This window comes from Janthinobacterium sp. MP5059B (assembly GCF_001758645.1).
In the GTDB taxonomy this organism is placed as follows: Bacteria; Pseudomonadota; Gammaproteobacteria; order Burkholderiales; family Burkholderiaceae_D; genus Janthinobacterium; species Janthinobacterium lividum.
This window is the reverse complement of record NZ_LRHX01000021.1, coordinates 24,681-49,905: the sequence shown is the minus strand read 5'-3', so window position 1 is coordinate 49,905 and position 25,225 is coordinate 24,681. Positions and strand designations below refer to the sequence as shown.

Sequence of the window (25,225 nt, the reverse complement as noted above, 5' to 3'; positions counted from 1 at the left end):
TTCACGCTTTCGAATGGTAGAGGATGGCCTGGCCGGCGGCGTTCGGCACATAGGCGATGGCCTTGCCCGACAGCACCAGCATGTGGCCCGTCGACACGGCCACCACGTTGACGACCGTGCCGGCCGCCAGCGACAGGCCTTGCGTGGCCTTCTGGCTCAGCTTGACGGAAGCCGTGGCAGCCTGCGAGGCGCCCCGGGCCGTGCTTTTCAGTACGAGGACGCTGCCGTCGGCCACGTCTTCCACCTTGTCGATGACAACTTCACCGGCGGCGGCCAGCACCGACATGGAGCCGACCAGGACGATGGCCGAGGCCATGCTGGCGTTGTCGGACGCGTTGGTGGTGTCGGAATTGGCGGCCTGGGCCAGCGGCGCCAGGCTGGCGGCGCACAGCAGGGCGGTGGCGAGCAACTGTTTCATGGGATGTCCGTTCTTCATTGGTGCTTACGCTTTGGAGTGGTGCAGCAGCGCCTTGCCCAGTTCGTTCGGGATGAAGGCGATGGCCTTGCCGGACATGACCAGCATGTGGCCGGTGGACAGCGCCACCACGTTGACCACGGTGCCGGCTGCCAGCGACAGGCCCTTGGCCGCTTGCGCGCTCATCTGGATGGAAGCGCCGCCCGCTTCGGACGCGCCTTTCAGCACGATGACGATGCCTTCGCCCACCGTTTCCACGCTGGCGACGACCACCTGGCCGGAGGCGACCAGCATCGACATGGAACCCGCGACGACCACGGCGGAACCCTGGCTGAGGTTTTGCGAACCTTTCGACAGGTTCTCGGAGGCGGCGGCGTGGACCAGGCCGGGAGCGGCTACGGAGAGCGTCAACAGCGACAGGGACAGGCAGAGGGGCAGCAGGCGTTTCATGTGTTTCTCCTTCAAGTGTGCCAAGTGGCAACGCCATCATTGTAGACTGTGGGCAATTGGTCAATGAAAACGCTACTCGTAGCGGGCAGGCATACCGCAGGTAGCGTATTGCGCTACTTTTTTGCCGCTGGAACCGATGCTATTTATATAAAGGAAGTGCATGCCACAAACCCACGCCTTGATCGAAGCCTTGAAACGCCTGTTGAAAGCACGTTCCGTCACGTATGCCGAGCTGGCCCAGCGCATCGGCGTATCCGAAGCCAGCGTCAAGCGGATGTTTTCGCAGAAGCAATTTACCCTGCAGCGGCTGGATCAGATCCTGGTGGCCATCGGCAGCGATTTCCAGCAGCTGGCGCTGGCCGTGCAGTCAGCCCAGGCCGCGCCCACTCTGATTACGGGGCTGACATATGCGCAGGAAAAGGAAATCATCGAGGACACCCGGCTGTTCGTGGTGGCCGTGTCCGCCCTGAACTTGCTGCCGCTGGAACAGATCGTTGCCATCTACGACATCAGCGAAGCGCAAGCCGTGAAATACCTGCTGCGCCTCGACAAGATCGGTTTTCTGGAACTGCTGCCGAATAACCGGGTCAAACTGCTGGTGGCGCGCACGTTTGCGTGGATACCGAACGGTCCCATCCATACGTATTTCAAAAAGGAAGCCTATGGCGACTATTTGAATTCGCAATTCGATGGCGAAACGGAATTGCTGCGCCTGGTGAATGTGATGCTGTCGAAAAAGTCCACGGCGGCCTTGCTGGAGCGCCTGAAGCAAGTGGCGGTGGAATTCTCGCAGCAACACCAGGAAGACGCGCGCCTGCCTGGTGAGGAGCGCCTGGCCATCAGCTTCATGCTGGCGGCGCGGCCGTGGATGCCGCAGACGTTCAAGGCGCTGCTGCGGCAATAAGGCAGCCATATCGGGCAGCCATATCGCGGCCAACCGGCTAATGTTGCTGCTTGTCGGTACTGCCTTGTTCCTCTTTCATCTGCGTCAGCAAACGCCAGGCAAAAAAGCCCAGCACGCTTACGCCTAGCAGCAGGGCCGCCCATAGCGCGGCCAGGCGCCATGGCGCACTGGTGCCAGCCGGTGCCGGCGCGGCGTCGCTTGCGCCAGCGCGTGCCGTCAACGCACCCAATGTGGCAATCGGCAGCGCCTGCAGTTCGCCGTCGCGATAGCCTGGTGCCACCTGCGACAGCGGCTGCGCCACCGGTTGCGCATCGGCTTTGCCGAACACCAGATGATATGGCCCCTTGCCGCCGGCCAGGAACACCAGCGTTTCCGGCGTCCAGCCAAGGCGCAATAGCGGCGCGCTGGTCGGCATCGCCGTACTTTGCGACTCGGGCCGCAGCACCCATTGCGTGGTCTGCACCACGGGCATGGCCAGGTCGCCGGAGACGCGTTCCTTGCCAGCCTCGCTGATGCGGTAAAAGCTGGTGGTCAGCAGCGGCTCAAAATATTCGCCATTTGCCGGTCGCGTTTGCCGGTGCAGGGACAGGCGGCGCTGCGGCACATAGTTATTTTGGCGATACACGCCCAGCGTGACGGGCAGCACCACATTGCGCTCCTTGAATTGCAGCGCAATGCTGTCGGCGGGAATGGCGATCGGCGTGGCATACGCCCAATCGCCAGCAAGTTTGCCTGGCGCACCGCGCAGCACGATGCTCGCGCGTGGCGGCGCCGCCTCGGTTTCGCTGACGGCTTGCGCCGCAATCGATGCAAACACCAGCGGCTGGCCTTCCTGCCAGCTCAGGCGCGCGTAGCGGAAAGCACGCGGCGCAAAAGCGATGCTGTCGTTGGCCAGGGTTTGCGTGTCACTGTTGCTGAGCCAATTCAAGGTGGTGGTGCCGATGGCATCCCATTGCTTCAGGTCGTCGCTCACTTCCAGCAGTACTTGCGCACTGTAATTTTGCGTGCGCTCCGGTGGCGTGAAGCGCAAGGCGGCGATGCGCCTGTCTTGCGTCTGCTTGCCCAGGTCGAGTATCAGCGCTTGCAGCGCCGCCGTGGCCGCTGCCGTGCCGGCGCGGGTGCTGACCGACAGCAAGCGGCCATCGTCCGCCGTGCGGATGTCGATGCCTTGCAAGCCATCGCCAGTTGCCGGCGCGCCCGCCACGGGGAAAATGCGGACGGGAATGGCTGTCCGCTGCGTCGCCGATTGAGCCGGCGGCGCGCCGATGGCATAGGCCAGGCGCTTGCCGTCGGCATCGAACAGCCGCACGTCGGCCAGGCTGGCCGAGCTGGCGTGCAGGTAGACTTCCCTGGGCAATGCCAGCTTGACGATGCCCGCGCCGGCCGGCACGGTCACCGGCATGCTCCAGCCGTAGTCCTGTGGCCTGTCCTGGCCAGGGGCGGCCAGCGCGGCGCCTGCCAGCAGCAGGCTGCAGCAGATCAATGAGTGTTTCATGCTGCTCCTTGTTGCGGTTCAGCTGGCGCTGGCGCGGCAGCCTTGGGGAAAGGCGCCAGGTAGCCGATCAAGACCATCAGCAAGCCGACACCGACAAAGGAGATGATGCGTTCGATGCCGCCCACGTTCGACAGATCGATCAGGAACAGTTTCAAGACAACCAGTCCCAACAGCACAGCGCCCATGCTCCATTGCTGGCGCCGTTGATGGCGCGCCGCGTGGCGCATCAGCAGCAGGGCCGTGATGCTCCATACCAGCGACAGCATCGCTTGCACGAATTGCGAGGCCAGCATGGCGTCAAAGGTGTACGGCACGCCGACATAGTGCGATACCGTGCGCAGCAGCATCAGGTTGAACCACACATACATGCAGCAGGCGGCCACGGCAGGCAGACGTGCTTGCCACAAGGCAGGCAGGGGCAACTGCTTCGCCGGCAGCAGGCGGTAGCTGGCAATGGCCAGCAGGATGGCAAAGCCCGTGCTCAAGTCCAGCGGATTGAGCAGCGGCAAGTAGGGCAGCGGGGCCATGGCGCCATCGTCGAAGATATTCCAGGCGGCAATCAGCAGCAGCGACCAGAGTGCGCCCAGCGGTATCAAGGTGCGCTGGTACCACTCTGCAATCGGCGCCACCGGCCAGGCGCCCGCGCGGCAGCGGCGGATCAGCAAGGCCAGCACCAGCATCATGGCCCAGGCCGGCAAGTAGCGGGCCCAGGCCGGGCTGACGCGGTCTTCATGCTGTGCCAGCCAGGCGTTGACATGCATGGCGCCGACCGGCCACAGCATCAGCCATGGCGCGGCAGTGCGCAGCGTATGCAGCAGGCGCTGCGCCCGCAGGCCGAGTTGCCAGCCCGCTTGCGGCCAGGCCAGCAGCAGGTATTCGCCGGCCGCCAGGGCGCTGGCCAGCGCCAGCCAGCTCAAGCCGGTCGGCAGATAATCGCGCAGGTACAGCGCCAGCAGCATGTTGGCGCTCCACAAGCCCAGACCGAGCCAGGTGGCGACGGTGAACCAGCGCAATTGCGGCCAATCGAGGCGCCGCGCCAGGATGGCGAACGCGGGCGTCGTGACGCACACGGCGACCAGGTACAGGGCCAGCCAGTGCTCGCCCGCGTGCGGCTGCATGCTCGGATCGCCGTCGATCAGGCGCAGCAGCCAGCTGACGAGCGGCACGAGGATGGCGGCAAACCACAGCAAGCCGCTCCAGACCAGCAGGGGGCGCGCTGCCAGGGCCAGCAGTTCGTCGCCGCCGCGCGCGCGCAGCGCAAGGAAACGGGCGCTGGCAAAGGCGGCGGCGCCCAGCAGCAGCGCGCTGAGGAAGGAACCGTCGAACAGGCTGGCCGGGTGCTGGTCCCAGGCCCAGCTGGCGCGGCTGAGCATGACCATGCCGGCCAGCACCTGCACGGCCAGCAGCAGCGCGCGCGGCGCATGCCATTGTTCGCGCCGCGCCAGCGCCGCCAGCAAGGCGGCCACAGCCAGCGCGCTGACGGTGAGCAGGTTCAATTGCGTGGTGGCATCCGTGCGCAGCAGGATTTCGCTCCAGATGCCGCCCAGCAGCCAGGCTGCGGCGGCCGTCAGGAACAGCACGGACAGGCTGCTCATGAACTCCGGATGCAAATGGCCGGCGTGGCGGCGGAAATTGTAGGCCATCACCAGCGCGGCGGCGGCCAGCAGCGCGCAGCCGAGCCAGATGTTGGCGTGCAGGGCCGCAGCCGTATCGAGTTCCTGCATGGCGATCAGGAAGGCAATCCAGGCGGCCCCCTGCACCAGCAGGCCGAAGGCCCAGGCCAGTGTCTGGCGCTGGCGCAAGCCGACCCAGACGATGCCCGCGCCTTCCAGCGCCCAGGCGGCGGAGGTCCAGCGGCCGTCGAGGGCGAACGGGATGGCCAGGGTGCCGAAGACGATGCCCAGCGCGAGGAAGGCTTCGGCCAGCAGTTTGAAACCTGCGCGGCGCCACAGCGCCACGGCCAGTCCCGTGTAGCCCAGGCCGGCAATCAGCGCGGAAAAGGCCAGGCCGAAGTGAAAGTGCTGGACCAGGCCGTATTGCAAGCCCATGGCCGCCAGCGGCGTGCCAAAGACGAGGGTGCCATCCACGTAATGCTTGAGGCGCGGCGCCTGGCGCGCGCAGTAGGCGATGGCGATGCCGATATAGAACAGCACGAACAGGATCAGGAACAGCTGCGTCGACAGGTAGTGCTCGGGCGTGTAGCGCAGCAGGCCCCAGGTGGTGGCGACGACGAAGGTAAAGCCAAAGCTCAGCACATTCAGGACGCGCCAGGCGCGTTTCAGGGCGATGGCGAAGACGCCCGCATTGAGCAGCGCGTAATAGCTGAACAGGCCGATATGGTTGCCGCTGCCCGTCGACACGAGCAGGGGCACGGCAAAACCGCCGACGATGCCGAACACGGCCAGCCAGACGGCGTTTTGCAGCACGGCCAGCAAACACGTGAACGCCGTCAGCACGAACAGCACGGCAAACGCCAGGCCGGCCGGGATCAGTTCATACAGGCGGAAGGCGCCAAACGTCACCAGCATCAATATCGCCAGCGCCGTGCCCTGCAGCGGCAGACTGATGCCGGGACGGCTGAGGCGGATGCGCCAGGCCCAGGCCAGCAGGGCAATATCGGCCAGCGCGATGCCGGCCAGGCGCAGTTCGATGGGCAGCGTGACCTGCGCCGACACGTACTTGAGCAGGAAGCTGACGCCGAGGAAGAGGATCAGCAAGCCCAGCTTGGCAACCAGGTTGCCGGTGAATAGCCAGTTCTTTGCCTTGGCACCGAGGCCGTCCGGGTGCGCGATCCAGGAAGGGGTGTTGGGGACGGCAGGAGCGGGCCGGGCTGGAATCGGCGGGGCTGGTTTTGGCGGCTCGGGCGCGGCGGGTGCGGGAGCTGCTGCCGGCGCGGCCTGCGCCACCTCGGCCACCTTGAGCGCGGCCGCCTGCGGCACGGGGCTGGGCGTGGGCGGCGGTAGGGGCGCCGGCACGGCCACCGGCGCCACGTTGGCGGGCTCGGCGGGTGCTACGGCAACGACGGACGTAGCCGCAGGCCCTTCGGCCTGGCCTTCCAGCGCCCGCAGGCGCTGCTGGATACTGTCAACTTCCTTGCGCAAGCGCGCCGTCAGCAACTCCAGATCCGCTACTTTCCTGCGGTGCTGCAGCACGAGCACGAAGGCGGTGACCAGCAAGGCCAGGATGGTCAATGATGTGAATCCAGACATGGAGGCGGCTTTCCGGAAGGGGCGGGCAGGGGCGCCAGCGGTATGCACACATTACCTTATTATCAAGAAACAAGCGATTTCTGTTGTGTCAGGGTAAGTGCCAGCCAGCGCATGGAGCGGCAAGGCGAGCATGACGCGGCATGCCGTTTTCCATATTGACGCTAAGCAAGATGTCGACATTCACATTGTCGTGCGCATGATAGTGCTGTATTTTAGCAATTCCTTAATTGCCAGTTCCCCATGCCATGAGTCAAAGCAGCCAGTTTTCCTTATTGTCGCAGCGCCGTTTCGGGCCCTTCTTCTGGACCCAGTTCTTTGGCGCCTTCAACGACAATCTGTTCAAGACGGCCTTGATGGTGATCCTCGCCTACGATGCGCTGAGCTGGACCACGCTCGATCCGTCCACCATCACCAACCTGATTCCCGGCCTGTTCATCCTGCCCTACGTCGTGTTTTCAGCCACGGCGGGCCAGCTGGCCGACAAGTTTGAAAAGGCGGGCCTGGCCCGTTTCGTGAAATGGATGGAGCTGGCCATCATGGCCGTGGCCGCCGCCGGCTGGATGACGCATACCCTGTGGCTGCTGGTGGCGGCCGTGGTGGGCATGGGCGTGCATTCGACCCTGTTCGGCCCCGTCAAGTATGCGTACCTGCCGCAGCAGCTCAAACCGGAAGAACTGGTTGGCGGCAATGGCCTGATCGAGATGGGCACCTTTGTCGGCATTTTATTGGGCGAAATCCTCGGTGCCGTGCTGATCGTGCACAAGCCGCTGGGCGTGGAACTGGTGGCCGGCGCCACCATCGCCGTGGCCGTCTTCGGCCTGGTCGCCAGCTACCGCGTGCCGCGCACGCCGGCGCCGGAGCCGGACTTGAAGGTGAGTTTGAACTTTGTTGCCGAATCGTTCCGCAACCTGAATTTTTCGCGCAAGAACCGTCCCGTCTTCCTGGCCATGCTGGGCAATTCCTGGTTCTGGTTCTATGGCGCCCTGATCCTGGCGCAGTTTCCCGTGTACTCGAAGGATTTCCTGCATGGCGACCACAGCGTCTTCGTGCTGCTGCTGACCGTGTTTTCCGTCGGCATCGGCACGGGTTCCTTGCTGTGCGAACGCTTGTCCGGCCACAAGATCGAGATCGGCCTGGTGCCGTTCGGTTCCATCGGCCTGTCGCTGTTCGGCATCGACCTGTATTTCGCCAGCAATGCGTATGCGAATACGCAAGTGGTCGATGCGCTGGCTTTCGTCAGCCAGGCGGGCGTGCCGCGCATCTTGCTCGACATCGTCATGATCGGCGTCTTTGGCGGCTTCTTCATCGTGCCCCTGTTCGCCCTGATCCAGACGCGCTGCGACCCCAAGCACATTTCGCGCACGATCGCCGGCATGAATATCCTGAACGCCCTGTTCATGGTGGCGGCCGCCGGCGTGGCTATCGTGCTGCTGGGCCAGGGGTTTACGATTCCGGAATTGTTCCTCGTCACGGCCATCCTGAACGCGCTGGTGGCCGCCTACATTTTCTCGCTGGTGCCGGAATTCCTCATGCGTTTCCTCGCGTGGATACTCATCCAGACCGTGCACCGCGTCAAAGTCGTCGATGGCGAGCGCATCCCGACGGAAGGGGCGGCCGTGCTGGTATGCAACCACGTCAGCTATGTCGACGCCATCGTCATCATGGCGGCCAGTCCGCGCCCCATCCGTTTCGTCATGGACCACCGCATCTTCAAGATGCCGCTGATGGGCTGGATCTTCCGCACGGCCAAGGCCATCCCCATCGCGCCGGCCAAGGAAGACCCGTTTCTCATGGAAAAGGCTTTCATCGATATCGCGCAAGCGCTGCACGAAGGCGAGCTGGTGTGCATCTTCCCGGAAGGCAAGCTGACGCGCACGGGCCAGATCAGCGAATTCAAGGGCGGCATCGCCAAGATCGTCGAGCGCAGCAAGGTACCCGTGATTCCGCTGGCGCTGCGCGGCTTGTGGGGGCATCTGCTGAGCCATCGCAATGGCCATTTGTTCGAGCGCGCTTTCAAGGCGGGCTTGCGCTCGCGTTTGTCGCTGGCCGTGGGCATGCCCGTGGCGCCCGAGGCCGCCACGCCGGAATTGCTGCAGCAAAAGGTGCAGGAATTGCGCGGCAAGTGGAAATAAACGCTATTTTGTCCGCGTAGCTGTCCCCGTCCGCCGCGCCAGGTGCTGTTCCAGCAGGGCGGCGATGGCGGCGAAGTCCACCGGTTTCGTCAGGTGATGGTCGAAACCGGCTTGTTCCGTGCGTGAGCGCGCCTCGCCCTGGCCCCAGCCCGTCAAGGCGACCAGCAGCACTTCGCGTCCCTGCGCACGCTGGCGTATCTGGCGTGCCGCTTCGTAGCCATCCATGTCCGGCATGCCCAGGTCCATCACGATCAGTTGTGGCCAGGCCATCTCGACGGCCGCCAGCGCCTGCGCGCCGCCATACGCGACCTTGGCGGCATAACCTTCGAGCTGGAACAGGCTTTGCAAGGAATCGGCCGCATCGAGGTTGTCATCCACTACCAGCACTTGCACGGGCGGGTCCGCGCCGGTGGGCGCCTCGCTGCCGGCCGCCGCCGGGGTGGGCGGGGTGGCTGTCTGGGCGTCGCCGGCGCTGGCCGGCAAGGTGACGATGAAGCGGCTGCCGCGGCCGGGGCCGTCGCTGTACGCGTCGATGCTGCCGCCATGCATCTCGGCAAATTGGCGCGCCAGGCTCAAGCCGATGCCCAGGCCGCTGGCCATCTGGCCTTCCACCGTGCGTCCCTGTTCGAACATGGAAAAGATGCGCGGGATGGCGTCCGGCTCGATGCCGATGCCATTGTCTTCGACCGTCACCTGCAGCTGCCCCTGTCCCAGGCGCACCGTGATGTGGATGCGGCCGCCCTCCGGCGTGAACTTCACGGCATTCAAAACGATATTGGCAAAGATCTGCACCACCCTGGCATAGTCGGCGTGCAGCGTGATGGCAAGCGTCGGCAACGCCTGCGTGATGCTGATGTGCCGGCTGTCGGCCGCGGGCTGGCACAGTTCGATTACATGGTCGAGTACTTGCTGTAATTCAATATTTTCGCGCTGCAGCAGTACCTTGCCGCTGGTGATGCGCGCCACGTTGAGCAAGTCATCCACCAGCCGCGTCAGATGCGTCACCTGGCGCTCGATCACGCCGCTGATCTTGCTGACCTGCTCCGAGGCCGGATACAGGTGCTTGAGCAGGGCCACCGAAGTCTTGATGGGCGCCAGCGGATTGCGCAGTTCATGTCCGAGGCTGGCAAGGAATTCGTCCTTGCGCCGCTGCGTCTCGCGCACCTGGTACTGGCGCTGGCGCGCGCGCAGCATGGCGTGGGCCGAGGTGATCAGGGTCAATATGTGCACGGGGCGTTCCAGCAGGGTCAGGTTGCCCAGGGTGGCGACGGCTTGCCGCAAGGGCAGGGAATCGAGTCCCGCATGCGTCAGCAGGATGATGGGCAAATCGGACCAGTCCGGCTGCTGGCGGGTGTAGGTGTCGAGCACGGCGTAGACGCCTGCATGCAAGGCCTCGTCCACCGTCAGCACGCCGCCGGCGCCCAGCGCCAGCTGCTCGGCCAGCTCGCCGGCGGAGCGGCAGGCGTGGCTGGCGATGGCTACGCTGGCGAGTACCCTGGTGGTCAGGGAGGCGTCCTGGCCGCCAGGCGCGTAGATCAGGATACGCTGCTCCATGGCATTCCTAGGGGAAGGGCGTGCCGCCGACGGTGGGCAAGCCGGACAGGATGCCGTGAAAGCCGGCCAGGGCCGGGCCGATGCGGATGCCCTGCGGACTGATCTCGAAGCGGCGGATGCTGCGCTCGTGCGCGCTGCCGCGCTTCTTGAAGACGGAAATGGCTTGCCGCACCTCGCCTTCCGTTTCGTAATAGCGCAGCATGATGACGCCGTCGGCCAGGTAGCTGGCGTCGGCCGAGGTCGTCATTGCGGTGCCCAGCATGTTTTGCTGCACGCCGACGAGCAGGGTGGCCACGCCGCGCTGGCCCAGGTAATTGAGCAGTTCATGCAGGTAGGTGCTCTGGAAGCGCTCGTCGGGCACCGCGTGCATGTAGCCGTTCAGGCTATCGATGACGATGACCCGGGCGCCCCGTTCTGCCGCGTCGACCACGGCCTGGGCGAACTCTCCCGGGGTCAGCTCGGCCGGATCGATCTGCTGTGCGCTCAGCAGGCCGGAGTCGAGCGCCGCCTGCAGGCGCATGCCCACGTTGTCGGCCCGGCTCAGCAGCTTGCTGCGCGCTTCCTCGAACAGGAACATGGCGCACGATTCGCCGCGCGCCGTGGCCGCGTGCACGAATTGCGCCGCCAGGGTGGACTTGCCGCTGCCGGCCGGGCCGGAAATGAGCGTGCTCATGCCTTCTTCCAGGCCGCCCCCTATCATGGTGTCGAGTTCGGGCACGCCGCTCGACAGGCGCCGATGGTCGCCATCGCGGCGCGTGTCGGCCGCCACCAGGCGCGGAAAGACGAGCAGGCCGTCATGGGCGATCTTGTAGTCGTGGGTGCCGCTGCGAAACGGCACGCCCCGGTATTTCACCACCCGCACGCGGCGCCGGTCATTGCCATAATCCTGGTTTTGCAGCTCCAGGGAAATGACGCAGTGGGCCACGCTACGCACTTGCAAGCCGTCGTCCACCGCGGAACGGTCATCGATCAGCAGGGTGGTGCAGTGCCGGCTGGCCAGGTATTGTTTCAATGCCACGACCTGGCGCCGGTAGCGCAGGGGGTTCTCCGCCAGTAGTTGCAGTTCGGACAGCGAGTCGAGCACCAGGCGGGCAGGGCGGTGCTTTTCGATGGCGGCGAGGATGCGCTGGTTGGTCGATGCCAGTTCGATTTCCGACGGGTGGAAGATGGTGTACTGGCGCTCGGGGTCGAGGATGTCGTCGTTGGGCGCCACTTCTTCGATGGCGATGCCGGCCAGGTCCCAGCCATGCGACAGGGCCGCGCCGCGCAGTTCGATTTCGGATTCCGCCAGGGCGATATACAGCACGGGCACGCCGCTGCGCGCGCCTTCGGCCAGAAATTGCAGCGCCAGGGTGGTCTTGCCCGTGCCGGGGACGCCTTCGACCAGGTACAGGCGCTCGGCCAGCAAGCCGCCCGAGAGGATGGCATCGAGGCCGTCGACGCCGGTCGACAGCAGTGGCGGCGTGTCCGGGCCGCTGGCGCCATCCTGCCGCCGTGTTTTTCGCGCCTGTGCTGTCATCTTTGCGCCCCCGCTTTGCCACGCTGTGGAGACTATACTAGCGCGTTCGCCGCGGCATGTCTTTTCGATACCATTGGTAAATATTCATGGCGGCCGGCGGCCGCGCGTGGGGCAGTGTTGCGCGCGCGATCAAGGCTTCAGCAAAAAACGCATTACCCTGCTACAGTATTCATTCAATCCAACTTTCCCGCATTGCCGTTTTGCCGCCGTCCGCCAGCTCCCTGTTCCAATTGGCTGACGTGCAGACGCTGTCGCTGTCCTCATTTTATTGCTCATTGATAATTTAATTCGCTTGATAGTTACTATGTTTCAATTGTAACGATGCTTGACGATTTTAGAATGATCGTTCATTCTTTGATCTGCGTTAATAAATTTAGTCATTTCTAACGACACTAGCCAGCTTCTTTTTCAGAAAGTCCAAGATGCAACCAACTTTTTCCCTGACGTCGCCGCGTACGAGCGGCGCTATTGCCGTTCTGTGCGCCACTGTAATCATGGCCGGCTGCAGTAAAAAACAGGAAGCACCTCACGCGCAGCAAGCGCCACAGGTGGTCGTGTTTACTGTTAATCCGGCCGCGTTGCCGATGAGCGCCGAACTGCCCGGCCGCACGAATGCCTACCAGGTCGCCGATGTGCGCCCGCAAGTCGGTGGTTTGATCCAGAAGCGCCTGTTCGTCGAAGGCAGCGATGTGAAAGCAGGCACGGCCCTGTACCAGATCGATTCGGCCACCTACCAGGCGGCCTACAATTCGGCCAAGGCCGCCTTGTCGAAAGCCAAGGCCAACCTGCTGACGGCTGGTCCGAAAGCGTCGCGCTACAAGGAACTGGTCGCCATCGAAGGCGTGAGCCGCCAGGAATACGATGACGCCGTCGCGGCGTTCGAGCAAGCCAAGGCAGACGTCGAGTCCGCCACAGCGGCGCTGGAATCGGCGAATATCAACCTGAAATACAGCACCGTGACGGCGCCGATCAGCGGCCGCACTAGCCGCTCGACCGTGACGGCCGGCGCGCTGGTCACGGCGGGCCAGGCGGAAGCACTGACCACCGTGCAGCAACTCGATCCGATCTATGTCGACGTGACACAGTCGAGCACGGATTTGCTGCGCCTGAAGCGCCAGATGGCCGACGGTTCGCTGAAAAAAGTGGGCGAAGGCCAGGCCAAGGTCGACCTGATCTTGCCGGATGGCAGCAAGTACAGCGAACCGGGCAAGCTGCAGTTCGCTGGCGTGACGGTCGATCCGACCACCGGCAACGTGGTCTTGCGCGCGCTGTTCCCGAACCCGAAAGGCGAATTGCTGCCAGGCATGTACGTACGTGCCCAGCTGGAAACGGGCGTCGATGAAAAAGCCATCACCGTGCCGCAAGTGGGCGTGACGCGCAACCAGAAGGGCCAGGCAACGGCCCTGATCCTGAACAAGGAAAACAAGGTCGAGCAACGCGTGCTGACCACCAGCGGTACGGTCGGCAACGACTGGCTGGTGACGTCCGGCCTGGCCGCAGGCGATCGCGTGATCGTGGAAGGCTTGCAAAAAGTCAAGCCAGGCGCACCAGCCGTTGCCGTGCCGGCCAAGGCGCCTGCCGCGCCTGCCGCTGCCGCCTCTGCCGCAGCATCGGCTGCCAGCGCCCACTAATTCAGGAGAATATTAATGGCCCGTTTTTTCATTGACCGCCCGATTTTTGCCTGGGTGGTCGCGATCGTCATCATGCTTGCCGGCGTGATTTCGATCCTCAGCCTGCCGATCGCGCAGTACCCGAGTATTGCTCCGCCGTCGATTTCGATCAGCGGCTCCTATCCTGGCGCCTCCGCCAAGACCGTGGAAGACGCCGTCACCCAGGTCATCGAACAAAAGATGAAGGGTATCGACGGCTTGCGCTACATGGCTTCGTCGAGCGACGCCACTGGCGGCATCAGCATTACGCTGACGTTTACCAGCGGTACCAATCCCGACATCGCCCAGGTGCAGGTACAGAACAAGCTGCAGCTGGCCACGCCACTGCTGCCGACGGCTGTCACGCAACAGGGTCTCGTCGTGTCGAAGGCCACCAAGAACTTCCTGATGGTGTTCGGCTTCATTTCCGAAAACGGCAAGATGGACCAGACCGACTTGAGCGACTATGTGGCCGCCAACGTCGTCGACCCATTGAGCCGTGTTGCCGGCGTGGGCGATGTGACGCTGTTCGGTTCGCAGTACGCCATGCGTATCTGGCTCAATCCGGCCAAGCTGCAAAGTTTTAACCTGACCCCGGCGGACGTGATCACGGCCGTGCAGGCGCAGAATGCGGAAGTGTCGGCCGGTGAACTGGGCGGCACGCCGTCCATCAAGGGCCAGCAGCTGAACGCTACCGTGTCGGCGCAAAGCCGTTTGCAAACGGTGGAGCAGTTCGGTGCCATCTTGCTGAAAACCACGACCGACGGCGCCATGGTGCACCTGAAGGATGTGGCCACCATGGAGCTGGGCCGCGAGAACTACAACACCGTGGCCCGCTACAACGGCCATGCGGCAACCGGCGTGGCGATCAAGCTGGCGACGGGCGCCAACGCGCTCGATACGGCCAATGCGGCGAAAGCCATGCTGGGCAACCTGAGCAAGCAGTTCCCTGAAGGCATGAGCTACCAGGTGGCGTTCGACACGACCCCGTTCGTGAAACTGTCCATCGAAGAAGTGGTCAAAACCCTGGTCGAAGCGGTCATCCTGGTCTTCCTGGTGATGTATCTGTTCCTGCAGAACTTCCGCGCTACCCTGATCCCGACCATGGCCGTGCCGGTCGTGCTGCTGGGTACCTTCGGCATCCTGAATGCATTCGGTTACTCGATCAATACCCTCACCATGTTCGCCATGGTGCTGGCCATCGGTTTGCTGGTCGATGATGCGATCGTGGTGGTGGAAAACGTCGAGCGCGTGATGAGCGAAGAGGGCTTGTCGCCGCTGGAGGCGACGCGCAAGTCCATGACGCAGATCACGGGCGCGCTGGTCGGTATCGCCATGGTGCTGTCGGCCGTGTTCGTGCCGATGGCCTTCTTTGGCGGTTCGACGGGCGTGATTTACCGCCAGTTCTCGATCACGATCGTCTCGTCGATGGTGCTGTCCGTCGTCGTCGCGCTGGTCTTTACGCCAGCCTTGTGCGCCACCTTGCTGAAACCGGTCGAAAAGGGCCATCACGCGACCAACAAGGGTTTCTTCGGCTGGTTCAACCGCAGCTTCGATAGCAGCAGCAACAAGTACCAGGGCCTGGTTGGCGCCATGATTACGCACCGCGCCCGCTCGATGCTGCTGTATGTGCTGTTGCTGGCCGGCCTGGTGTTCATCTTCATGCGCTTGCCAACGTCGTTCCTGCCGGAAGAAGACCAGGGCATCCTGTTTACGCAGATTCAATTGCCGACGGGCGCCACGCAAGAGCGCACCCTGAAAGTGATCGAGCAGGTCGAAGACCACTTCATGAACAGCGAGAAAGATAACGTCGCTTCCGTGTTTGCCGTGGCCGGTTTCAGCTTCGGCGGTAATGGCCAGAATACGGGTATCGCCTTCGTGCGCCTGAAAGACTGGTCGCTGCGCAAGGACGTGGCGCAAAAAGCGCCGGCAGTAGCGGGCCGCGCCATGGGCAAGTTGTTGCAGATCAAGGATGCGATGGTGTTTACGTTTGCACCGCCTGCCGTGCTGGAACTGGGTAACGCCACCGGTTTCGACATGCAGCTGCAGGATATCGGCGGTGTCGGCCATGACGCCCTGATGGCGGCGCGTAACCAGTTGCTGGGCATGGCGTCGCAGAATCCGGCCATGGTCGGCGTGCGCCCGAACGGCCAGGAAGATACGCCGCAGTACAAGATCGACATCGACCAGCAGAAGGCAACGGCGCTGGGCTTGCAGATCTCGGAAATCAACCGCGTGCTGAGCGTCGGCTGGGGTAGTTCGTATGTGAACGACTTCCTCGACCGTGGCCGCGTGAAGAAAGTATTCATCCAGGGTGACGCCAGTTCGCGCATGCTGCCGGAAGACTTGAACAAGTGGTTCGTGCGCAATACCGCTGGCCAGATGGTGCCGTTCTCGGCCTTCGCCACCGGCAAGTGGATTTACGCGTCGCCACGCCTGGAACGCTACAACGGCTTGCCGTCGGTAGAGATCCTGGGTACGCCGGCGCCGGGCCAAAGCACGGGTGCCGCCATGAACGCGATGGAAGAAATGGTGGCCAAGCTGCCGCCTGGCATCGGCTTCAGCTGGACCGGCGTGTCGCTGGAAGAGCGCGAATCCGGTTCGCAGACGCCGCAGCTGTACGCGCTGTCCCTGCTGATCGTGTTCCTGTGCCTGGCCGCGCTGTATGAGAGCTGGTCGATTCCATTCTCCGTGCTGCTGGTGGTACCGCTGGGTGTGATTGGCGCCGTGCTCGGTACGTGGATGTTCGGCCTGTCGAACGACGTGTACTTCCAGGTGGGCTTGCTCACGGTGGTGGGCCTGTCGGCGAAGAATGCGATTCTGATCGTCGAGTTTGCCAAGGAAATGCAGGAATCGGGCATGTCGCTGCTGGACGCGACCTTGCACGCCGTGCGTCTGCGTCTGCGTCCGATCCTGATGACTTCGATTGCCTTCGGCCTGGGCGTGTTGCCACTGGCCATTTCCAGCGGCGCCGGTTCCGGCAGCCAGAACGCCATCGGTATCGGCGTGCTGGGCGGTATGTTGACGGCCACGTTCCTCGGTATCTTCTTCGTGCCGGTGTTCTTCGTGCTGGTGCGCGGCTTCTTCTCGAAGTCGGACGCGCCAACCACGCCGGCGACGCCTGGTTCGCCAGCCGTCACGCTTTCCAAGGATGCACATTAATATGAAAAAATCGCTACTCTCCATGGCGGCACTGGCCTTGCTGGCCGGTTGCAGCCTGGCCCCCACGTATGAACGTCCGGCAGCGCCGGCGCCCACAAGCTGGCCGACCGGTCCTTCCTACAAGGCCGACACGGCCGCCGCCGACGCCAAGCCGGTGGCGGACGTCGCCTGGCGCGAGTTCTTTGCCGATGCCCGCCTGCGCCAGGTACTGGAACTGGCGCTGGCCAACAACCGCGACCTGCGCGTCTCGATCCTGAACATCGAGAAGGCGCGCGCCACCTACGGCATCGAACGCGCCGCGCTGATCCCGACCCTGTCGGCGTCCGGCGGCCAGTCGGCCAGCCGCGTGCCGAAGAACGCCAGCGCCAACGGCGAAGCGTCCATCAACCGCCAGTACACGGCCAATCTGGGCGTGTCGGCGTACGAGCTGGACTTCTTCGGCCGCGTGCGCAGCCTGTCCGACAGCGCGCTGGAACAATACCTGGGCACGGAAGAAGCACGCCGTGCACAGCAGATCAGCCTGGTGGCCGAAGTGGCCAGCACCTACCTGAACCTGGTGGCCGACCAGCAGCGCCTGCGCGTGGCGCAAGATACCTTGAAGAGCCAGCAGTCGTCGTATGACCTGGCCGTGCGCCGCTTCAGTGCCGGTGCTACCTCCGGCCTGGACAAGTACGATGCCCAGACCAGCGTCGAGTCGGCCCGTTCCGACGTGGCTGTCTACACGAGCCAGGTAGCGCTGGATCAGAATGCGCTGGTTTTGCTGGTGGGCGGCCCCGTGCCGGCCGATCTGCTGCCGCAAGGCGAGTTCGGCGCCGTCACGGCCCTGGCGGAGATTCCGTCCGGCTTGCCGTCGGACGTGCTGCAACGCCGTCCCGACGTGCTGGCGGCCGAGCGCACCTTGCGCGCTGCCAATGCCAACATCGGTGCGGCGCGCGCGGCCTTCTTCCCGCGCATTTCGCTGACGGCCACGGCCGGTTCGCTGAGCGACAACCTGTCGGGCCTGTTCAAGGCGGGCAGCGGCACGTGGAGCTTCATTCCGCAGATCAGCTTGCCGATCTTCGATGGCGGCGTGAACCGCGCCAACCTCGATATCGCCAAGGTGCAGCGTGAAATCTCCGTGGCGCAATACGAAAAGGCGATCCAGGTCGCCTTCCGCGAAGTGTCCGATGCGCTGGCCCAGCGCGGTACCATCGACGAGCGCCTGCAATCGCAGGTCTCGCTGGTCGAGGCGTCGACGAAGAGCTACACCATCCACGACGCGCGCTACAAGCAGGGCGCCGAGTCCTACCTGAACGCCCTGGTGGCCCAGCGCGCGCTGTACACGGCGCAGCAGAGCCTGATCACGGCGCGCCTGGCCAAATCGACCAATCTGGTGACCTTGTACAAGGTGCTGGGCGGCGGTTGGCAGCCTGAGCAGACAGCCGTCGCGGCGGCTGGCGGCGCCCAATAATCACGGGGACGCCGACGCCGGCCTTGCCCGCAAGGGCAGGGCCGGCGCGCTACTGGAAAATCATGAACCAAGTTGAAAAGAAGCATCCGGACCCCGAGCGCGCCAACACGCGGCGCAAGCAGGTGCTCGATGCGGCCGAAAGCTGTTTCAGCCGCCGTGGCTTCCACGGCGCCAGCATGGCCGAGATATCGAAAGCGGCCGGCATGAGCGCGGGCCACATCTATAATTATTTTGACAGCAAGGATGCGATCATCGCCGCCTTCGTCATGCAGAATACGGAGCGGGTGTCGAACCTGATGCAGGACCTGGCGCAGCGCGAAGACCCGCTGCAGGCCGTGATCGACAATGCGGGCGAGCATGTGCTTGAAGCGCTGGACCCGAAAACGTGGATGATGCCGCTGGAAATTTTTGCGGAAGCATCGCGCAATCCGGTGATCGCGGAAATGCTGCAATGCTCGGACCAGCGTTCGCGCCAGTTGTTTCTCTCCATCATCCGCGATGCGCGCATCAAGCGCGGCTTGCCGGCCGATGAAGAGATGCTGGAAGGCCGCCTGAATGCCCTCGTCGCCATTTACCAGGGCTTGCCCGTGCGCCTCATTCACAATCCGGACGTGAAAGTCGAGCCGTTGATCGCGGGCTTCCGCATCGTCCTGACGGCGCTGCTGCTGAACGAATAGGCCGCTTGCCAGGGCCATGCAAAAAAGTTTGCGCAGTTCGATATGAATCACGCGCAAAGCATGGCAAAAACCTAAAAGGCTCTGCTATAATTCCCACCTCGTCGGGGCGTAGCGCAGCCTGGTAGCGTACATGCATGGGGTGCATGGGGTCGGAAGTTCGAATCTTCCCGTCCCGACCATTAAATTCAAGGAGTTACAGCGCAAGCTGTATAAAAACCCAGTACTGTATATTATACGTTTGTATAATATCGGTGCTGGGTTTTTTCCTTTGTGAAGTAGCATTGTTGAATGCGAATCTCCGTCTTTGTCACGCGCCGTGTGGGGAGGGCGATCTCATTGTGTAAAGAATCATCTCTAATGCTGTCTACAGAACTTGCAATATAAGATATTTTTAGCATGCTCAACAAACGGGGTCTAAATGAGATTAATCGAAGGAGTGGAAATTGCATATTTCCGATCGATTTATAAGTTTCAACTGAACGACTGTTCAGATGTAAATATTTTGTTTGGCCGGAATGACTCTGGTAAAAGTAATGTATTGCGTGCCTTGAATCTTTTCTTTGATGGAAAAACAAATCCTTTACAGAGTTTCGATTTTCCTCGTGACTTTTGCCATGCACGATTGTCCGAGGCTCAAGCTGCAGCAGATATTAGAAAATTCGTGTATGTAAAGATTTGGTTTCGTACGCCTGCTAACTGGCGTGCTTCACTTGGGGATAGTTTTTGGGTGAAGAAACAGTGGAGCATTACGACGGGTGGGAATGCACAGTTTTCAACTTCAGTTCAGAATAATCAAACATACTTGACACGTTTCCTAAATAAGGTGCGCTTTCACTATATTCCAGCAATCAAAGATCGAAAGATATTCGAACAGCTACAGGCGGAAATATACAAAGTTATATCTAAAAATGCCGAATTCGATGGTTCTTTTGCTGGGTTTACTAAATCTCTTCAACAAAGGACGGAAGAGCTTAGTAGCGGATTACTGGAGCGGCTTGGCATAGTTAGTGCTGTGTCAACTCCAGACGATCTCACGGACCTCTTTAGGTCACTTGATTTTGTTACGACTTCGGAAACTGGAGATTCATATAGTTTGACGTTACAACGTGGAGATGGTGTACAGGTTCGCCACATTCCACCGATTCTTGCCTTTCTTTCAGATAACAGTGTTGAGGATTACCACATCTGGGGTTTTGAAGAGCCAGAAAATTCACTAGAGTTAGTGAATGCAATCAAAGAAGCCGAGACGTTTCGATTATTTGGCGCACAGAAAAATAAACAGATTTTTTTGACCAGCCATAGCCCGGCATTTTTTTCACTAGATGGTCTGGATATACGTCGTTTCTATGTGTCTCGATCTGAGGAGCGTGGCCAACGTCTAACTTCGAAGATTCAGAAAATTGACTTTGCGACTGGTTTTCCTGGCGACCTCATGGGTGAGACGCCCCATTTGCCAGTCATAAGTGAATATTTACGTGCCGCGCATGAGGATATTCAGCGGCATGCAGCCGCAAGGGAGCTATTGGAAGGTAAAATCGCTGAGCAGGCGGTTCCAATTGTCTTCGTTGAGGGGGATAGCGATAAGATAATATTTGAGAAGGCTTGGTCTGTTTTAATGCAGACTCCGTTACCTGTAGCGTTTATTCCCGCAGGCGGAACAACGAAAATGGAGAGCCTTGGCCGAGACGGTCCAATACTAAATCGCCTAGCACCAATGCGCACGGTCTACACCTTGGTCGACAATGACTCGGAAGGTCGTGACGTGAATTCGACTGCGCGGCTTGCGCCTGGTGGCAAGTGGGTGCAACATAATTCGAACAAGGTGTATTGGTGTCGCTTACCCTTTGAGCCAGGTTTGGAAGCACTTATGGGGCAATTAAAGTTGCCACCAGCCGTTTGGCCAGGATGTTTGGAGAACCTATTTCCACCAGTATTGAGGCAGAGAGCGGTTAAGGACGGAGCACTGGCGTTTACAGAGAAGCCCCATGCGGAATTATGCGATGCGGAAACCATTGCTAAAATAATAGGCCACTTGACCCCAAGGGAGGATTTGGGCCACTACTATCTATTGACTGCGACGCCGCAAAGCAAGGTTACGTTCGCTGAATGGATAGTGAGTAAAGCTGACGCCGAGCCGGAAATCTTGGAATTGTTGAGGCCTGTTATGGATGGGTTACAGGTAGCACTTGCACCTATGCCTTAGTCTCGTTTTTCAGACCTTTCGCGACCGAATGTGATTTATATTGTGGACCTGGTAAAGGTTCTCCTAAATAGGTTCCGATCTTTTTTTTGACCTCATTTCCATGGAAGCGTCATAGGAATTTCCGACACGTCTGGCACGACTTCTTTAATGTAGATATCGGTTGTCTTGCCTGATGTGTGCACCAAGCGTTTCTGGATGTCGGCGCGGTCCTCTCCGCGCCGCGCCGCGTCCGTGGCCGCCAAGGCTCGGATATCGCGGAATACCACGTCATCCTTCATGCCAACTCTCTCCTTTGCGCGGTCCCACATCGAACTGAGGCCGGAGCGGGTGTAGGCGCCGCCTTTTTGAGTCGGAAATACGAACTGGCTGATAAGCCCATACTTAATTTTCAGCCCGCGGGCGCGAGCGATAACTTCGGCAATCTCAGGCGTGACGACGATATCCACTGCCTTGCCGCTAGTTTTTTGTGTTTTGCTTGGTTTGATCCTGATCCGCCCATCCTCGATTTGTGATTCTTTCAGCATGCGGATGTCGATGCCGCGCGCCCACAGCAGGTAGGACATATCGATGATGCACGCGAACATGGGGCCGCTGGCCGTCGGGATGCTCAAACCCGTTCCCTTGCGCTCCTTGCTCATCATGCCGGCTTCGCGTATCGCTTGCACTTGCGCATGCGTGGCCAGCACCTCGCGTCGTTCAGTCTTGTAGCTGGACATGTCGAGTTGATCGATAGGGTTGTCCTGGCGCACGCCCAGCTCGCCGATGATGAACTTGAACAGGCGGCTCATCAGTGCAGCGTATTTCTTCGCCGTGTTCGGCGTATTTTTGAAGTTGTCGCGCAAGAAGCCGGCGCAGTCCTTGGTTGTCACCTGGGATGCGTGAAATTCTTCGAACTCGTCGGCGATCACGTCCAGGTAACGCCGGTAGGCATCTTGCGTATCCTTGCCGTAGTTGCCCAGCTTGTTTTCTTTGAATTCCACGCAGGCATGTGGCATCGAGCCTTCGACAAGTTGCGGACTGCCCAGCAGCGCGGCCAGGGCAGTCAGCATTTTGCTTTCCCCCTCGGCCTCATAGGCAAGGTGAATCCAGCTCTGCATTTTGCCATTGGCCGGGTTGCGCATGGGCGCGGCCGCCAGGTAGCGATACGCGCCGTTCTTCAGATAGACCCGGCGCGGCAGGCCGCGATTGGTTTTGCGGTGACGATTCATTTTCTGGCAGACTTCCTTACAGGGGCGGGGGCCGCCGGCATGGTGGCGGGATGGATAAGATGCATGCGAAGCACGCGAACTGTGTTGTCGTGCAATCTGGTGGCGGGTACGCCCATTTCCTTCAAGACGCGGAGCTGCTCTGCCGCGCGCCGGTAGTGCGTCAGGTCGATAACCTCTTGATCGGTCAATGCCAATTCGTTCATTCCGGTATTTCTCCTTATTGGTCTATGAAATAGTTCTTATCAGGTCAATCTGGCGCGGATCGCTCTGGTCCAGCACGTAGATATAGGTCATGCCGCCCGGTGCGCGCTTCTCGCAGTCTGGCTGGCCATTGGCCATCGCAAGTGCAGCGGCAGTGGCGCACACACCGAACGATTGCTCAAACAGACAACCTTCGCAGTTCACCGCCTCTGCTTCCCGGGCCTTGAAGCGCACCGCCGCCGGATCGACGGGCTCGGCGCGCTCTCCGCGCCATTTATCGCTTGTGATGCACTTCGTCATGGTGCTGTTGCGGTGAGCTGCCGCACAGCGGCAAGCGGCACCGCCCTGAACATGCCGGCCCACTGGTGATCCAGCGTCACCCAAGCATGCAACTCCCCATTGCCCACGTCGCGGCGCAGGTCGTTGACGGTGCCGGCTTGGTAGCCTTCGTCGGTATCGAAGCTCACTCGGTCACCAATCGAGACTGGCTGTGAAAATTCAGTTGCTTGCATGGATATCACTCCTTTTTATATTTGCGTTGCAGATGCGCCAAATGCGCGCTTGGCCCGCCTGGCTGCCGTTTTTTGTGGTGCAGATAGATGGCTTCGGTATCAATCCGGGCGCATGGCGCGCCCTCTCTATCAAAACTCCGTCCGGTGTTGAAGGACGGAGTGAATTTTTTGTTTTCTGGCACTACGGCCGCCGGCGCTTTCGTGGCCTGCGTATACTTATTTACACCAGTCCGAGGAACGGCAAGGGCCACCCCGGCCCGGTCTATCGTCCAGCGGTAGCGGGTGGACTCATAGACCGCATGCGGCTGCGCCGCCAGATACACGCCTATGGGCCTGTGCGCCTCCACCTGCTCATAGCGCCCTTCGACGTCCTCTACCCGCTTGGCAAGCTGTATCGCGGCCTGGCGGCCCACGGTAGGGCCGCCCATGGCCCATATGAAACGGGCGAAGTCGGCGCGCTGGGCGATGGCGGGATTTTCGGACTCGACTTTCTGCGCGGCCTGGTATGCCTCGCGGATAGGCTCCGGCGCATTGCGCACCGACTCATCCGATAGTCGGCGGAACTCGCGCCACACGCCCACCGGCACGCCGCCGATCTGCTGGAACTGGCGAATGCCGTGTACCTGTGCCCAATAGGTGACGCGCTGGGATGCCGTGAATTCCTGTTTGTCGAACATATCGGGCACGATGACGTAAGTGCGGCCATCCTCGAATGCCTTGTGGTCGCCCACGCCTGCGCCGTCAATGCTCTTGCAGACGTACTTGATGATGTAGCCCGCCGCCGTGCCTTTCCCCGCCTCGATCCGTACCAGTTTGACGCGGTTTTTGATGGCGCCTGGCTCGTCGCCATCCTCGCGCATGGCGTAGGCATTTATCACGCCTTCCATCTCGGCCTGGTGTTCAGGCGCGACGAACAGCAGCATGTGCCAGTGCGGGCACCCGTCCGTGTGCGGCTCAGCGATGCGGAAGCCGTAGGGCTGGATACCGCGACGATGCAGCGCGGAACGGATGGCGGACCATACCTTGACCAGATACGCCTGTGCCGCGCGCGGCGTCGGGCTGCCGAATTCCGTGTATTTTGCGTTCGTACCGCCCACCGAGTGGTATTTGCTGGGGCATGTGATAGTCCAGAACATGCCAACGTGGCGCATCTTGTCTGCCACCTCTTCAAAGCCGCGAATGCGCAGCATCAATTCGCCGCGGCGAAGCGTTTTATTGCCCATACCCAGTTCGGCCAGCTCGGCCAGGCTGTAGACGTCGCCGTTTTCATTGGTGGCCGTCACGGCCGCCAGCGCTTTCTGGTTTGCCTCGTTCTGCGCCGCTTGGGCGAGGCACGTTTCGCGGCTCACATACGGATCCGCTCGCACGTAGGTCAGGCCCAGCTGAATAGACGTATGCTCGAAGCGGCGCATCAATTCCTTGCGCAGTGCGCGGCGCCACCACGCATGATCTGCGGCGCGCGCGATGTAGCCGCGTATCGTTGCCGCCACTGGCGACTTGACGCCGCGACGACTGCATATCGCGTCGATTCGCGCCTTGATGGCGTGCTCATCGTGCAGACTTGAGCACACCTCGTAGCACTCGCGCGCGGCCTGCAATGCGGCCACCGAGATAGCGCCCGGGCCGGTCATCATGCCGTTACTATCGGCCAGCGGCAGGCGCTGGTCGTCGGCTAGAATTGCATCGATCACTTCGCCACGGCGGCAGTTCAATCCTCCGAACAGGCGATGCACGGCGTTCGCCATGCGCGACGGTATGCCCATGCTCAACATCAATGCGCCTTGCCCGTGGCGCCAGGCATGCGTCCGCCATTCATACATTTCTTGACCACGCTGAGATTGCCTTGCAGCTTGTCCAGTTCGACCCAGATGCGGCCGCGCTCCAATGCATTGAATTTATTTAGGGCGTCGCGTGCACGCTCTTTTGGCATGCGCGCCGACATGACGGCTACCATGCGAGCGGCCAGCGGTACACGTGTCCAGTAAGCGGCGCGGATAGCCTCGACGTCTGCCGGTGTGGCGATCATCGCCAGCACAGCCGCAGAGCGTTCCATGCGCTGTTCGCGTGGTGTTGCATTGATCTGCGCGGACACAGCGTCCATTTCGGCCAGAAACGCCCTGGTTTCCAACTCTTGTTTGGTTAGTGTCGGTCCGGCGACGGCAGCGACGGCTGCCAATTCATTGGCTATGCTGCGCATTTTCAACTCCCGATCCAACCAAATGCTGCCATCAACACGGGCGCGAACATGACCAATCCGGCCAGCAGGCCGCTGCAGAATGTTTTCAGATTCTCTTTCATTAACTTTATCTTTCTTGATTTGAACGAGTTCAACACACTCAAAACCTTGTCGCGCGCGGCCAAAATTTCGGCGGCAGGCTGGAAGGACAGGTGATTGTCGATAAGGGACGCCGGCATGGTTCAGTCCTTGATGAAGCCAATGGCCCGCAGCACGCCGGGGGCAATGACGATCAGGAGCGACAGCAGC

General features: G+C 61.5%; 20 protein-coding genes and 1 tRNA gene. 8 read left to right on the top strand and 13 right to left on the bottom strand.

Features of this window, described 5'->3' with window-relative positions; genetic code table 11:
- Nucleotide 1: 1 nt before the first annotated feature.
- Together JAB1_RS25745 and JAB1_RS25740 are read right to left on the bottom strand one after the other, a co-directional pair.
- Complete coding sequence (locus JAB1_RS25745) at nt 2–418, bottom strand: hypothetical protein (protein ID WP_034785489.1); 417 nt, start codon at nt 416–418, stop codon at nt 2–4.
- 24 nt (nt 419–442) lie between these two features.
- Nucleotides 443–865 (bottom strand): hypothetical protein, encoded by a 423-nt coding sequence (locus JAB1_RS25740; RefSeq protein WP_052140399.1) that lies wholly within the window; start codon nt 863–865, stop codon nt 443–445.
- A 160-nt stretch (nt 866–1,025) separates the two neighbouring features.
- Here JAB1_RS25740 and JAB1_RS25735 point away from each other — a divergent pair, with 160 nt between their 5' ends.
- Nucleotides 1,026–1,769: a helix-turn-helix transcriptional regulator gene (locus JAB1_RS25735; RefSeq protein WP_034785491.1), complete on the top strand. Its 744-nt coding sequence runs from the start codon at nt 1,026–1,028 to the stop codon at nt 1,767–1,769.
- Nucleotides 1,770–1,806: 37 nt separating this feature from the next.
- Here the strand turns inward: JAB1_RS25735 and JAB1_RS25730 are convergent, their stop codons facing one another.
- Nucleotides 1,807–3,264 carry a DUF3999 family protein gene (locus JAB1_RS25730; RefSeq protein WP_070282356.1) on the bottom strand — a complete coding sequence of 486 codons (1,458 nt, stop codon included), beginning with the start codon at nt 3,262–3,264 and terminating at the stop codon, nt 1,807–1,809.
- Nucleotides 3,261–6,473, bottom strand: coding sequence for a DUF2339 domain-containing protein (locus JAB1_RS25725; protein WP_083299995.1), 3,213 nt, complete (start codon nt 6,471–6,473; stop codon nt 3,261–3,263). Before JAB1_RS25725 ends, JAB1_RS25730 begins: the two co-directional genes overlap by 4 nt.
- Before the next feature lie 245 nt (nt 6,474–6,718).
- Here JAB1_RS25725 and JAB1_RS25720 point away from each other — a divergent pair, with 245 nt between their 5' ends.
- A complete protein-coding gene (locus JAB1_RS25720) occupies nt 6,719–8,605 on the top strand; it encodes an MFS transporter (RefSeq protein ID WP_070282353.1) in 1,887 nt (628 codons plus the stop codon).
- Between the two features lie 3 nt (nt 8,606–8,608).
- Here the strand turns inward: JAB1_RS25720 and JAB1_RS25715 are convergent, their stop codons facing one another.
- Both JAB1_RS25715 and JAB1_RS25710 read right to left on the bottom strand, forming a co-directional pair.
- Complete coding sequence (locus JAB1_RS25715; protein WP_070282351.1) at nt 8,609–10,159, bottom strand: ATP-binding protein; 1,551 nt, start codon at nt 10,157–10,159, stop codon at nt 8,609–8,611.
- Between the two features lie 7 nt (nt 10,160–10,166).
- Complete coding sequence (locus JAB1_RS25710; protein WP_083299993.1) at nt 10,167–11,678, bottom strand: ATPase domain-containing protein; 1,512 nt, start codon at nt 11,676–11,678, stop codon at nt 10,167–10,169.
- 422 nt (nt 11,679–12,100) lie between these two features.
- Between JAB1_RS25710 and JAB1_RS25705 the strand changes: the two genes are divergently transcribed.
- The 6 genes from JAB1_RS25705 (at nt 12,101) to JAB1_RS25680 (ending at nt 20,819) form a co-directional block, all read left to right on the top strand.
- Nucleotides 12,101–13,309: an efflux RND transporter periplasmic adaptor subunit gene (locus tag JAB1_RS25705; protein WP_052140403.1), complete on the top strand. Its 1,209-nt coding sequence runs from the start codon at nt 12,101–12,103 to the stop codon at nt 13,307–13,309.
- A 15-nt stretch (nt 13,310–13,324) separates the two neighbouring features.
- The gene (locus tag JAB1_RS25700) at nt 13,325–16,489 is read left to right on the top strand and encodes an efflux RND transporter permease subunit (RefSeq protein ID WP_070282349.1); all 3,165 of its coding nucleotides are present in this window, start codon (nt 13,325–13,327) and stop codon (nt 16,487–16,489) included.
- Nucleotide 16,490: 1 nt separating this feature from the next.
- The gene (gene adeC, locus JAB1_RS25695; RefSeq protein ID WP_070282347.1) at nt 16,491–17,939 is read left to right on the top strand and encodes an AdeC/AdeK/OprM family multidrug efflux complex outer membrane factor; all 1,449 of its coding nucleotides are present in this window, start codon (nt 16,491–16,493) and stop codon (nt 17,937–17,939) included.
- 62 nt (nt 17,940–18,001) lie between these two features.
- Nucleotides 18,002–18,616 carry a TetR/AcrR family transcriptional regulator gene (locus tag JAB1_RS25690; RefSeq protein ID WP_070282345.1) on the top strand — a complete coding sequence of 205 codons (615 nt, stop codon included), beginning with the start codon at nt 18,002–18,004 and terminating at the stop codon, nt 18,614–18,616.
- 102 nt (nt 18,617–18,718) lie between these two features.
- Nucleotides 18,719–18,795 (top strand) — tRNA-Pro (locus JAB1_RS25685).
- A 239-nt stretch (nt 18,796–19,034) separates the two neighbouring features.
- Complete coding sequence (locus JAB1_RS25680) at nt 19,035–20,819, top strand: AAA family ATPase (RefSeq protein WP_070282343.1); 1,785 nt, start codon at nt 19,035–19,037, stop codon at nt 20,817–20,819.
- Nucleotides 20,820–20,911: 92 nt separating this feature from the next.
- Here the strand turns inward: JAB1_RS25680 and JAB1_RS25675 are convergent, their stop codons facing one another.
- From JAB1_RS25675 to JAB1_RS25645, 7 genes are read right to left on the bottom strand one after another with little or no spacing between them, the layout of a single operon-like run.
- On the bottom strand, nt 20,912–22,027 hold the full coding sequence (locus JAB1_RS25675) for a tyrosine-type recombinase/integrase (protein ID WP_070282341.1): 1,116 nt from the start codon (nt 22,025–22,027) through the stop codon (nt 20,912–20,914).
- Nucleotides 22,024–22,230, bottom strand: a complete 207-nt coding sequence (locus JAB1_RS25670) for a DUF4224 domain-containing protein (protein WP_070282335.1) — start codon at nt 22,228–22,230, stop codon at nt 22,024–22,026. The genes JAB1_RS25675 and JAB1_RS25670 overlap by 4 nt, the downstream gene beginning before the upstream one ends.
- A gap of 22 nt (nt 22,231–22,252) precedes the next feature.
- Nucleotides 22,253–22,528 (bottom strand): hypothetical protein, encoded by a 276-nt coding sequence (locus JAB1_RS25665; protein WP_070282333.1) that lies wholly within the window; start codon nt 22,526–22,528, stop codon nt 22,253–22,255.
- The gene (locus JAB1_RS25660) at nt 22,525–22,740 is read right to left on the bottom strand and encodes a hypothetical protein (protein WP_070282331.1); all 216 of its coding nucleotides are present in this window, start codon (nt 22,738–22,740) and stop codon (nt 22,525–22,527) included. The genes JAB1_RS25665 and JAB1_RS25660 overlap by 4 nt, the downstream gene beginning before the upstream one ends.
- A gap of 5 nt (nt 22,741–22,745) precedes the next feature.
- Complete coding sequence (locus JAB1_RS25655) at nt 22,746–24,512, bottom strand: replication endonuclease (protein ID WP_070282328.1); 1,767 nt, start codon at nt 24,510–24,512, stop codon at nt 22,746–22,748.
- Nucleotides 24,512–24,943 carry a hypothetical protein gene (locus tag JAB1_RS25650; RefSeq protein WP_139144684.1) on the bottom strand — a complete coding sequence of 144 codons (432 nt, stop codon included), beginning with the start codon at nt 24,941–24,943 and terminating at the stop codon, nt 24,512–24,514. The genes JAB1_RS25655 and JAB1_RS25650 overlap by 1 nt, the downstream gene beginning before the upstream one ends.
- Nucleotides 24,940–25,155, bottom strand: a complete 216-nt coding sequence (locus JAB1_RS25645) for a hypothetical protein (RefSeq protein ID WP_070282324.1) — start codon at nt 25,153–25,155, stop codon at nt 24,940–24,942. The genes JAB1_RS25650 and JAB1_RS25645 overlap by 4 nt, the downstream gene beginning before the upstream one ends.
- Between the last annotated feature and the right edge of the window lie 70 nt (nt 25,156–25,225).